At 59.9% G+C, this 10,650-nt stretch carries 11 protein-coding genes and 1 riboswitch; of the genes, 3 read left to right on the top strand and 8 right to left on the bottom strand.

Going from position 1 to position 10,650, the window contains the following annotated elements; translation table 11 throughout:
* Window positions 1–12: 12 nt before the first annotated feature.
* The 7 genes from mtgA to AC07TV_RS01900 form a co-directional block, all read right to left on the bottom strand.
* On the bottom strand, window positions 13–708 hold the full coding sequence (mtgA, locus tag AC07TV_RS01930) for a monofunctional biosynthetic peptidoglycan transglycosylase (RefSeq protein WP_494646710.1): 696 nt from the start codon (window positions 706–708) through the stop codon (window positions 13–15).
* Window positions 705–1,529, bottom strand: coding sequence for a shikimate dehydrogenase (gene aroE / locus AC07TV_RS01925; protein WP_494646709.1), 825 nt, complete (start codon window positions 1,527–1,529; stop codon window positions 705–707). Before aroE ends, mtgA begins: the two co-directional genes overlap by 4 nt.
* A complete protein-coding gene (locus tag AC07TV_RS01920) occupies window positions 1,526–2,422 on the bottom strand; it encodes an energy transducer TonB (protein ID WP_494646708.1) in 897 nt (298 codons plus the stop codon). The genes aroE and AC07TV_RS01920 overlap by 4 nt, the downstream gene beginning before the upstream one ends.
* Window positions 2,419–4,320, bottom strand: a complete 1,902-nt coding sequence (locus AC07TV_RS01915; protein ID WP_494646707.1) for a ribonuclease catalytic domain-containing protein — start codon at window positions 4,318–4,320, stop codon at window positions 2,419–2,421. The genes AC07TV_RS01920 and AC07TV_RS01915 overlap by 4 nt, the downstream gene beginning before the upstream one ends.
* A gap of 7 nt (window positions 4,321–4,327) precedes the next feature.
* Window positions 4,328–4,897, bottom strand: coding sequence for a YqiA/YcfP family alpha/beta fold hydrolase (locus AC07TV_RS01910; protein ID WP_494646706.1), 570 nt, complete (start codon window positions 4,895–4,897; stop codon window positions 4,328–4,330).
* Complete coding sequence (locus tag AC07TV_RS01905; RefSeq protein ID WP_494646705.1) at window positions 4,882–5,706, bottom strand: undecaprenyl-diphosphate phosphatase; 825 nt, start codon at window positions 5,704–5,706, stop codon at window positions 4,882–4,884. Before AC07TV_RS01905 ends, AC07TV_RS01910 begins: the two co-directional genes overlap by 16 nt.
* A 438-nt stretch (window positions 5,707–6,144) precedes the next feature.
* The gene (locus tag AC07TV_RS01900; protein WP_494646704.1) at window positions 6,145–6,684 is read right to left on the bottom strand and encodes a Spy/CpxP family protein refolding chaperone; all 540 of its coding nucleotides are present in this window, start codon (window positions 6,682–6,684) and stop codon (window positions 6,145–6,147) included.
* Between AC07TV_RS01900 and AC07TV_RS01895 the strand changes: the two genes are divergently transcribed.
* The 3 genes from AC07TV_RS01895 to AC07TV_RS01885 are packed head-to-tail and all read left to right on the top strand — an operon-like array spanning window position 6,620 to window position 8,409.
* Window positions 6,620–7,669 carry an HNH endonuclease gene (locus tag AC07TV_RS01895; RefSeq protein ID WP_494646703.1) on the top strand — a complete coding sequence of 350 codons (1,050 nt, stop codon included), beginning with the start codon at window positions 6,620–6,622 and terminating at the stop codon, window positions 7,667–7,669. The genes AC07TV_RS01900 and AC07TV_RS01895 overlap by 65 nt on opposite strands.
* 2 nt (window positions 7,670–7,671) lie before the next feature.
* Complete coding sequence (locus tag AC07TV_RS01890; RefSeq protein WP_494646702.1) at window positions 7,672–8,034, top strand: hypothetical protein; 363 nt, start codon at window positions 7,672–7,674, stop codon at window positions 8,032–8,034.
* A complete protein-coding gene (locus AC07TV_RS01885) occupies window positions 8,035–8,409 on the top strand; it encodes a hypothetical protein (RefSeq protein ID WP_494646701.1) in 375 nt (124 codons plus the stop codon).
* A 117-nt stretch (window positions 8,410–8,526) separates the two neighbouring features.
* On the opposite strand, the gene thiC is transcribed toward AC07TV_RS01885, so the two are convergent.
* Complete coding sequence (gene thiC / locus AC07TV_RS01880; protein ID WP_494646700.1) at window positions 8,527–10,443, bottom strand: phosphomethylpyrimidine synthase ThiC; 1,917 nt, start codon at window positions 10,441–10,443, stop codon at window positions 8,527–8,529.
* Window positions 10,444–10,484: 41 nt separating this feature from the next.
* Window positions 10,485–10,580, bottom strand: a riboswitch (TPP riboswitch).
* Between the last annotated feature and the right edge of the window lie 70 nt (window positions 10,581–10,650).

Raw genomic sequence — 10,650 nt, 5'->3', positions numbered from 1 at the left:
TCCGGTGATATTTCACGGCACGTCAGCACCAGCCATCCGCCCGAGGATGATCGAAGTCTTGCGCCCCAAACCGGGCGCGTTGCGATTGCGGTCGTAAAAGCGCGGATTCGGCACCATGCCGGCCAGTCGGGCAGCCTGTTCCGGCCCGAGTTGGGCGGCGCTGGTGTTGTAGTAATGGCGAGCGGCGGCTTCGGCCCCGAAGACACCGTTGCCCCACTCGATCACGTTGAGGTAAACCTCAAGAATGCGCCGCTTGCTCCACAGGTTTTCCAGCATCAACGTGATGATCGCCTCTTCGGCCTTGCGAAAGTAGGACTTCGTCGGTGTCAGGAACAGGTTCTTCGCCAGCTGCTGACTGATGGTCGAACCGCCAGCCGCCAAACGACCCCGCTTCTGGTTCTTTTCCAGCGCCTTCTGCATCCCTTCCCAGTCGAAGCCTTCATGATCGACGAATTTGGCATCCTCGGCCGAGATGATGGCGCGCTTGAGATGAATCGAAATCCGCTCATAGGGCACCCACTGCTTTTTGAGCTGCGCGTCGGGCGCCTTCTGGCGAATTTCGGCCAGACGAATTTCCATGAAACGGGTTTCGCCGGGGTTCATCCAACTCCAAAGCAAAACCCAGCCAAGCAGCCACAACTGCCAGATCAGGAACAACCCGAGCAGGCCAAGGACGGCCCATTTCAACCAGCGGCCGACGACTTTCATGCGGCCAGTTTGGCTCTCAGGTCAGCCAGCACCTGAGCGGTTGCCGGGCGCACAGAGCGCCAGACAAAAAAGGCTTCGGCTGCCTGTTCGACCAGCATGCCAAGGCCATCCGCCCGCTGCACTGCACCCTGCTCGCGGGCCAGCGCCAGAAAAGGCGTTTCGCCTTTGCCGTACATCATGTCGTAGGCCAGACTGCCCGACGCAAAGATTCCCGGCGGCAAGGGCAGGCTTTCGCCGGAAAGACTGGCTGAAGTTGCGTTAACCACCAGATCGAAGCTTTTACCTGCAGTTTTTGCAAAACTTCCGGCATCGACCGGAGCGATGTCCGAAAACGCCTCTGCCAGCAAAACGGCCTTGTCAGCGCTCCGATTGGCGATGAACAGTGACACCGGCTGTTCAGCCAGCAGCGGCGCGATCACGCCGCGCGAAGCACCGCCGGCGCCGAGCAGCAGGATGCGTTTGCCCAACAGCGAAAAGCCAAGGTTGTGCGTAATGTCGCGAACCAGCCCGGCGCCATCGGTGTTGTCGCCGAAGATCTCGGCACCGTTGAAGGCCAGCGTATTGACCGCCCCAGCTCGCGCCGCGCGCTCGGAAAGGCGCGTCGCCAGACGAAACGCCTCCTCTTTGAAAGGTACAGTGACATTCGCCCCCTTGCCACCCGCCGCAACGAATTCGGAAATCGCCTGTTTAAAGCCGTCGACCGCAGCAAGACGCGCTTCATAGACCAGATCCTGCCCGCTAACCGCGGCGAAGGCAGCATGGATGGCCGGCGATTTCGAATGGGCAATCGGGTTGCCGAACACGCAGTACAGATCGCTCATTTGCTGGCCGTATTGAGGGCATCGCCCTGCGTGAAATACCAGGTCCGGGCAAACGAAAGAACGGTCGCCCCGCCCAAAGCCTGCTGAGGAATGGCGCCGAACGGCGCTGACATTCTGAGGATGCGCAGCGCCGCCTGATCGAGAATCTTGTGCCCGGACGAACGCGAAATCTCGGCGCTGTACAGGCTGCCATCCTCGGCCCGCAATTCGACGAAGATCACCACCGCGCCGTAGAGCTTGCCGCGCGCTTCGGGCGGATAGTTGAGTGTGCCGATGCGCTCGATTTTCTGCTTCCAGGCGTCAAGGTAGGCGGCCAGGCCGTATTCCTCGGTCCGCGCACCGACAAATTTCTTGCGTGGCCGCTTGCTGTATTCGTCGGCCGACTTGCTGATCTCACCCTCGAGACGGGCCATCGCCCGCGCCGACTCGGCAAGGTCCAAGCCACTGACCACAGGCACGACAGGCGATGGCTGCTCGGTGGCCGTATTTGCCGCGGCAACGGTGCGCAGACTCTTCGCCTGCGCCAGCAGCCTTTGCTGGGCTGTTTCGAGTTCCTGGACGCGACGCTGCATCTGCTGAATGGAGTCGCCATCGTTCTTTTGCAGCGAGGGCGGCAAGGGTGTCTTGGCCCGCCGATTTTCATCGGTATTGCCGCCGCCATCGAGATTGGCCTGAGCCAGCGCCTGAGCATCCGTCGGCTTGCGTGCAGATTTGGCGTTGACCAGGATGATGTCCATGGCCTTTTCGCGGAAGGCCTGTGAAGCCTCCGGAAACTGGAAATTCAGGAACAGCAACAAGCCATGAAAAAGCACCGAGATGCCCACTGCGATCCACAAGCGGCGATCTTGCTTCGCCGCGCGGGCGGCGCGCAGGGACGGTCTCTTCTTTTTCACTGCTCCTCACTCTCCGTGGCGTCGGCCAAATTGTTCTCGCCAAGCAGGCTGACGAAACGACAGCTGACTTCCGGGGCCAGCAGATCAAGATTCTCGATGGCCAGACGCACACGCTGCCCGGCCACCAGATCAGCCGGCAGCGAAGGCACGCGGAGCAACAAGGGCAGATGGTCGAGCTTGACGCTCTGCTCGCGACGGACAGTGGCCTCGATTTCAGTCAAACCGCGCTGCTGAATCCAGCGCAGACACCAGTAACGTTCCATCTGGCGCTGGAAATCGGCGTAGGCAGCGTAAGTCAGTTCGAAATCGCGCATGGCGCCGAATAATTCGGCCGATTTTTGGGCAAATGCCGGCGTTTCGCCTTTCAAACAGGCAATCAGCTGCCATTGATTGACCATATCGCAGTAACGACGCAGCGGCGAGGTCATCCAGGCGTATTGCGGTACGCCGAGGCCTTCGTGCGGCAGCGGCGAGGTGGTCATGCGGACCTTGCCCTGCGTCTGGGCGCGGTACAGGCAGGCGATGTTCTTCTCGGCGAGCAGGCCACCCCAGGTCGAGTTGGCGACGATCATCAACTCGGCGACCAGTTTGTCGAGCGGGCTGCCGCGCTTGCGTTCGGAAATTTCGACGGTGCAACTGTCCGGATCGGCCAGATCACCGCCGATTTCGAAGTTGTAATCGTTGATGCCCTGCATCGCTGAGGGCTTGCCACGCCGACCTTCGCAGGCGTTGGCGAAATGCCAGAGATGGACCAGTTCGTCCTTGAACGGCTGGTCGGGCAGCGGGCCATTGATCGTTTCGGCATTGAACCACGGTTCGATTTCGTGGTGGCGCAGGTTGGCGGCGATGTGCACCATCTCCAGCCGCGATTCGTGGCTGAGGATTTCAAGCGAGTCATTGACCGTCAGGTAGAGCGAGACGGCCGGGCAATCGACACCGCCGGCCAGTGTGTAATTCTGGACCACGGCATCGGGCAACATGGTGATCTTGTTGCCGGGCATGTAGACCGTCGATAGTCGGGCGCGGGCGATGCCGTCAAGCGGCGAACCATGTTCGATAGCCAGCCCCGGCGCGGCGATGTGGATGCCGATGCGCGAACCGATGCCGGGCAACCGGACGACCGACAGGGCGTCGTCGATTTCGGTCGTGTTGGCGTCGTCGATCGAGAAAGCGCGGACATCTGCGCGCGGCAAATCCCGCGGCAACTTCGGTGCCTCAAGCGGCGGAAAAGCCACGCCCTTGGGAAACTGTTCGTGCAGGAAACGACGGTAATGCAGGAAGTAGGGCGACTTGATGGCACCGCACTTGAAGAGCATTTGCGCCGCCGTCAGGCCGGTTTCGGCGCAGGCCGTCTCGAAGGCCTTGGTTTCCGGTTTGTTGCGGTCCGGCGCGTAGAGCAGCGCATCGGTCAGCACGCCGATTTCCGGCGGCAGGCGGAACTCCTTCAGCTCGCCAATCCAGCCTTCCATCGCGAGCGCTTGCTGACGCTTTTTTTCAAGGCTGGCCAGAGCAGCTGCGAGAATGTCGGCAGGCGCCTTGCGGAAGCGGCCCTTGCCTTTGCGATGGAAATAGACGGGCGCGGCGTGCACGGCAAGCAGCACCGCCGTCGCTTCGAGCGGGCTGGGCTCGTGTCCGTAGTAATCACGGGCAAAATCAAGAAACGAAAATTCGCCATCGTTCACGCACTCCCAGAGGAATTCTGCTTCGATTTCTTCGGCCAGCGGCGTGGCCTGATCGAGCAAGGCCGCCGCCGACGGTTTCTCGAAACGCAGCAACACCGTTGCGGCCTTGATCTTGCTGCGCTTGCCGGTAGGCATTTCGACCTGCAACGAGCTGTCGTTGTCGGCCATGATATTGCCGGCCTTGAAGCCGCCATCTTCTTCAAACAATACATTCATCGGCGGATTATAGCCCAGCGTATTCAATGATTTGCGGCACAAAGTCGGGAAACTTCGTGAAGCTGTGGTCGCCGGCCGGCAGGACGGTTTGCCGGCAACCAGCGTAGAAGGCCTGCGCTTGGCGGAAATCCAGCACCTCATCACCTTCTTCCAGCAACAACCAGTAATGCTCCGGTGTCGGCTTCGAAACCTGCGCCTTGAGTTGTGCGGCGTGGGCCTCGGTGAAGGTGAAAGGCTCGCCGCTATGGAAGTTGGCGTGATTGCCGACGAATTTGCTCAAATCCAGACGGTCGACCGCAGCGGGGTTGATCAGCACGGCTTGCAAACCGTGCTTTTCGGCCAGATGGTTGGCGTAGTGGCCACCCAGCGAACTGCCGATCAAGGTGACCGGCCCGCCGGCCTGTTCGATCAGGCGGCTGACACAGGCCACCGCCTCATCGGGCACCCATGACAGTTGCGGGCAGACGAACTGCTCGGCCATGCCGCGCCGTGCCATTTCCTCGGCCAGCAACTGCGATTTCCACGACGCCGGCGACGAGCAGAAGCCGTGCAGGTAGATGATCAGTGGGCGGTCCATTGCACCCAGCCGAAGTGGGCGGTCATCAGGACGACAATGCCAAAGACGATGCGATACCACGCGAAGGGCGTGAAATCATGGCTGGAAATGAAGCGCAGCAGCCAGCGCACGCAGAGAAAAGCCGAAACGAATGCGGAAATGAAACCGACCACCCACATGCCGATATCGTCGGCGCTGAGCAGGGCACGCTCCTTGTAGAGCTGATAGACGGTGGCCGCGCCGAGCGTCGGGATGGCGAGGAAGAAGGAAAACTCGGTCGCCGCCTTGCGCGACAGGCCGAAAAGCAGACCGCCGATGATCGTTGCACCGGAACGCGAGGTGCCGGGAATCAGCGCCACGGCCTGCGCGAAGCCCATTTTCAGGGCGTCGAGCAGGGTCATTTCCTCGACCGTCTGGACGCGAATGGTGTGCTCGCGCTTCTCGGCCCACAAAATGACGAAGGCGCCGAGGATGAAGGTGGTGGCGACGGCAATCGGGTTGAACAGGTTGGCCTTGATGGCCTTGCCGAAAGCCAGCCCGAGGATGGCCAGCGGCAGGAAGGCGACGAACAGGTTGAGGAGGAATTTCTGCGCCGCCTTGTCGCTGAAGGCGCCACGCGCCACGGCCAGCAGGCGTTCGCGATACTCCCAGACGACGGCCAGAATGGCCCCGGACTGGATAACGATCTCGAACAACTTGCCGCGATCGTCGTTGAAATCGAGCAAATCGCCGGCCAGAATCAGGTGACCGGTCGAGGAAATCGGCAGGAATTCGGTCAGCCCTTCGACGACGCCGAGGATGAGGGCTTTGAGGAGAAGAATCGGGTCCATGGCGTGCAGCCTGTGCTTTTAGCAAGTTGGGGAGGCCGCATTCTACTATCCCGGATGTGTCAAAACTTCGAGTTCGGCCAGCCAATTGAGCGCATGCTCGCGGGATAAACCGCACATCTCGGCCGACGCTTGCAGACCAGCGCAGCAATCCGGCCGTTCGGGACTAGCGAAAATCAGGCAGCGAAAATCGCCATCCAGATGTCGACATGGCACCCCCGCCGGCTTGTTCAGTGAACTGATCGACGGCGCAATGCAGCAGGCGCCGCAATTGGGGCGGCAGGCCATCGGCGGTGGAACGGCGGGGCAAGGCTTTTCGGGCATGCCCGATTGTCGCAGATTCGGCTTGTCCGTTCGGCGCCGATGACTTCCACGGTCAACCGGAAAAACGGGCCAAAAATGAAATGGGGGCCAGCAGCCCCCAAGTGTCAAAAACCCGGATCAGCGACCGGCCGGCTTGGCAACATCAGCCACCGCGCCGCGCGGACCATCGCCACGGCCGCGCGGCCCGCGCTCGGTCGGCTTCATTTCAGCCAGCTGCTTGCGCTGCTCCGGCGTCAGTACCTCGAACACCTGACGATCCGCCTTGGCCCGCGCCAGCGTCATTTCGGACATCGCCTTCGCCGCCTCGTCGGCCAGTGCGCGCGCCTTGGCTTCGCTGTAATCGGCCGCCGAGGTCAGCGCCCGCATATCTGTTTCCGCCTTGCGCAGGGCCTTGGCCTTGTCGCGCATCACCGGCGCCTGGGCATGCATGATCTCGAACACTTTGTCCTGCTGCGCCTCGGTCAGATTCAAGCCGCGCAGATGCGGCGGCATCATGTTGCCACCCATCATGGGGTGGCCTGCACCGCCATGCGCCTCCATGCCGCAGCCGGCATGACTGCCATGACCGCCAAAAGCCGCCGCGGATAACGGAATGGCCAAAGCCACGCTGGCGGCGATCAGGAAACGTTTGATATTGGTATTGGGGGTAGTTTTCATCTCTTCATCCTCTTGTTCAAATTGGCCAACCCAAGCGGGCCAGGCGACAGGACGAATACTCCCCCAAGGCCCTGTTAAGGTGGGTTACCGGGCTGTAAATGAAAGTAAATGGCGTAACAGCAAGCGCAGACCACACGCACAAACCCAGGTTAGACTTATCAAATCGTCATCAACTTTAGGCACTGGCAGCATGGCATCTAGGCTCTGGACCCGTGAGCAACTCAAACTTGCTTTCCACTTGTACTGCCAGCTTCCGTTCGGCAAGCTACATTCGCGCAACCCGGAAATCATTCAGCTAGCAGAGCTGATTGGCCGAACGCCATCAGCTGTTGCGATGAAGCTCGTTAATTTCGCCAGCCTTGATCCAGCAATTACCAGCACTGGCCGCAAAGGCCTCGATGGAGCCTCAAATCTCGACCGTGAAATCTGGTCTGACTTCCACGCCGACTGGGAGGGCTTAGCCCTTGAATGTGCGCGACTTCGAGAACAGCTAAGCCCAACGTCGACGGTCGACCGGGAAAAAGAGGAAAGAACAGAAGGCTTCGAAATTCCTGACGATTTCACCGGCGAAACCCGCCGCGTCTTTACCGAACAACGCATCAAGCAAAATTTTTTCCGCCGCGCCGTTCTCGCCAGCTACCGTGGCCGTTGCTGCATGTCCGGCCTCTCCGAACCGCGCTTGCTGATCGCCAGCCATATCGTGCCGTGGAGCAAGGACAAGGCAAACCGCCTGAACCCAAGCAATGGCCTTTGCCTTTCGGCCATCCATGACCGCGCGTTCGATAAAGGGCTGATTACGCTGAGCGACGACTGGAAGATCGTTCTGTCGGAAGCACTGCGTAAGCGCGACGAACCCTTCGTTCAGGCCGTTCTAAAGCCTCTGGAAGGCCGCGCCATCGAGATTCCGGAACGCTTTGTTCCTGCTGCAGCCTTTCTTCAGCGCCATCGTGCTGAAATCTTTCTGGACAATCGCTTGGCGAGATAGACATGACCGAATTCAGCGTTTTCGACTACCTCTATCGCGACGGAAGCAATTACAAGTCATGGGGCAGCTTGCTGCTTGAGGGTAGTGCCACGGCGGCAAATGTCGAAGCACTCCAAGCGCGCCTTGACGGCAGGGAGTTCTATATCGCCGAACAAATTGGTATTCCGCCCCTCTACGCAGAGTTATGGGAATGCAGTGGCGGCCCCACAGAGGACGACCACGTCTGGCACACCTTTCAAGAACTACGACCGGCAAACACCGACGAAATCAATAGAGAACCTTGGGGCACCGTCTCCGAACTAATCGCACGTTTCAAATCGGTGAAAAATTGGGATGAGCAACTATCGCCACATTGGGATATCTGAATGCAAAAAACCGCCGTTTTTCACGAGGACGTGTTCTACGAATATTTCCGCCCATACAGACATCCGTCGGCACGGTTTGATATCTGGGGCGGGCATGGGCTTGAAACTTTTGGCGACGATTTGCAGCTAGCTTTTAACCACGACGAAAACCATGTTTGGACAGTCGTGGACGGGGAAGTAGGCACCGACCAATGGATCATCCCCGGCTTTCATCGCGTCAATCGCATTTGCTTTCTGTTGTCGGAGGTCGCGCACTTCGATGCGCCCATTGAATTCCGCATCGAACGTGGTCCTCGCTCACTGACACCCGTCGGTCTGACGCGTCGGATTACTACGCTCAAACGAATTCTGCGTGAGAACCAAGCCAAAGACTGAGCGCCGCGGCAAATTTCGATTTTGGCCATTTTTTCCGGTTGACCGTAGCAATCCCAAAAAAGTAAAAAGGCGGCTGATTCAGCCGCCTTTCCTTTGCTAGGAGCCGCTTAGCGAAGCTCAGACCTTGCTATAAACCTCAGCGCCGGCCTTGATGAATTCGATGGATTTGACTTCCATCCCCTTCTCCAGCGCATCGGCTTCGGCGATGCCCTGAGCCGCTGCATATTCGCGCACGTCCTGCGTGATCTTCATCGAGCAGAAATGCGGGCCGCACATGGAGCAGAAGTGGGCGACCTTGGCCGATTCCTTGGGCAGGGTTTCGTCGTGGAATTCGCGCGCCTTGTCCGGGTCGAGGCCGAGGTTGAACTGGTCGTCCCAGCGGAATTCGAAGCGCGCCTTGGACAACGCGTTGTCGCGGATCTGCGCGCCGGGGTGGCCCTTGGCGAGGTCGGCGGCGTGAGCGGCGAGCTTGTAGGTGATGATGCCGGTCTTGACGTCGTCCTTGTCGGGCAGGCCGAGGTGTTCCTTGGGCGTGACGTAACAGAGCATGGCCGTACCGTACCAACCGATCATCGCGGCACCGATGCCGCTGGTGATGTGGTCGTAGCCCGGCGCGATGTCGGTGGTCAGCGGGCCGAGGGTGTAGAACGGGGCTTCGTCGCAGTATTCGAGCTGCAGATCCATGTTCTCCTTGATCATGTGCATCGGCACATGGCCGGGACCTTCGATCATGACTTGCACGTCGTGCTTCCAGGCGATCTGGGTCAGTTCGCCGAGGGTCTTGAGTTCGCCGAGTTGGGCTTCGTCGTTGGCGTCGTAGATCGAGCCGGGACGCAGGCCGTCGCCGAGGCTGAAGGCGACGTCGTAGGCCTTCATGATTTCGCAGATTTCCTCGAAGTGCGTGTAGAGGAAGCTTTCCTTGTGATGGGCCAGACACCACTTGGCCATGATTGAGCCGCCACGGCTGACGATGCCGGTCATGCGGTTGGCGGTCAACGGCACGTAGCGCAGCAGCACGCCGGCGTGGATGGTGAAGTAGTCGACGCCTTGTTCGGCCTGCTCAATCAGCGTGTCACGGAAGATTTCCCAGGTCAGGTCTTCGGCCTTGCCGTTGACCTTTTCCAGCGCCTGGTAGATCGGCACGGTACCGATGGCGACCGGGCTGTTGCGGATGATCCACTCGCGGGTTTCGTGGATGTTCTTGCCGGTGGACAGGTCCATCACGGTGTCGCCACCCCAGCGGATCGACCAGGTCATTTTCTCGACTTCTTCCTGAATCGAAGAGCCGAGCGCCGAGTTGCCGATGTTGGCGTTGATCTTGGTGAGGAAGTTGCGGCCGATGATCATCGGCTCGCTTTCCGGGTGATTGATGTTGTTCGGGATGATGGCGCGGCCGCGGGCGATTTCGCTGCGCACGAATTCCGGGGTGATTTCTTCCGGGATGCTGGCGCCGAAGTTCTGGCCGGGGTGCTGGCGACCGAGCAAGGCAGCCATTTTTTCGCCCATTTTTCCGGTTGACCGTAGCGATTCGATGTAGGCGCGGCGGTTGTTGTTTTCGCGGATGGCAACGTATTCCATCTCGGGGGTGATGATGCCTTGGCGGGCGTAGTGCATCTGGCTGACGTTCTTGCCGGCCTTGGCGCGCAAGGGTTTGCGGTGCAGACCGGGGAAGCGCAGTTCGTCGAGGGACTGGTCGGTGGCGCGCTTGCGGCCGAATTCGGAACTCAGGTCGGCCAGCTCTTCGACATCGCCGCGCTCGGCAATCCAGCCGGCGCGCAGGGCGGGTAGGCCGGAGCGGATGTCGATCTTGGTGGCCGGGTCGGAATAGGGGCCGGAACAGTCGTAAACGAAGATCGGCGGGTTCTTTTCACCACCGAAAGCGGTCGGCGTGTCGTCCTGCGAGATTTCGCGCATCGGAACGCGGATGTCCGGACGGGAACCTTCGATGTAAACCTTGCGGGAATTGGGCAGCGGCTGGACTGCGGCCGCGTCAACGTGGGCGTTGGCGGCGAGAAACTGTTCGGTGGCGTTCATGGTTATTCCTTGCGTGGATGCAGCGGGGTAAGACGGGCAAGGAGCAACAAAGTTCGTTTCCCTACGACGGCATGACCCGGTCAGGTTCGAAGGGTGATTCTCAGCCCGAATCGAGTCGGGCACCCCTAACGAGAGGCTGCAAGTTACTGGAAATACAGGCAAAATGCAAGGAATGACAAAATGCGCTCAAGATTTCTCGAAATCAGC

The sequence above is a fragment of the Azonexus sp. GW821-FHT04F04 genome (assembly GCF_059420025.1).
Note: the sequence above shows the minus strand (reverse complement) of the source record. Positions and strands in the feature narration are given on the sequence as shown.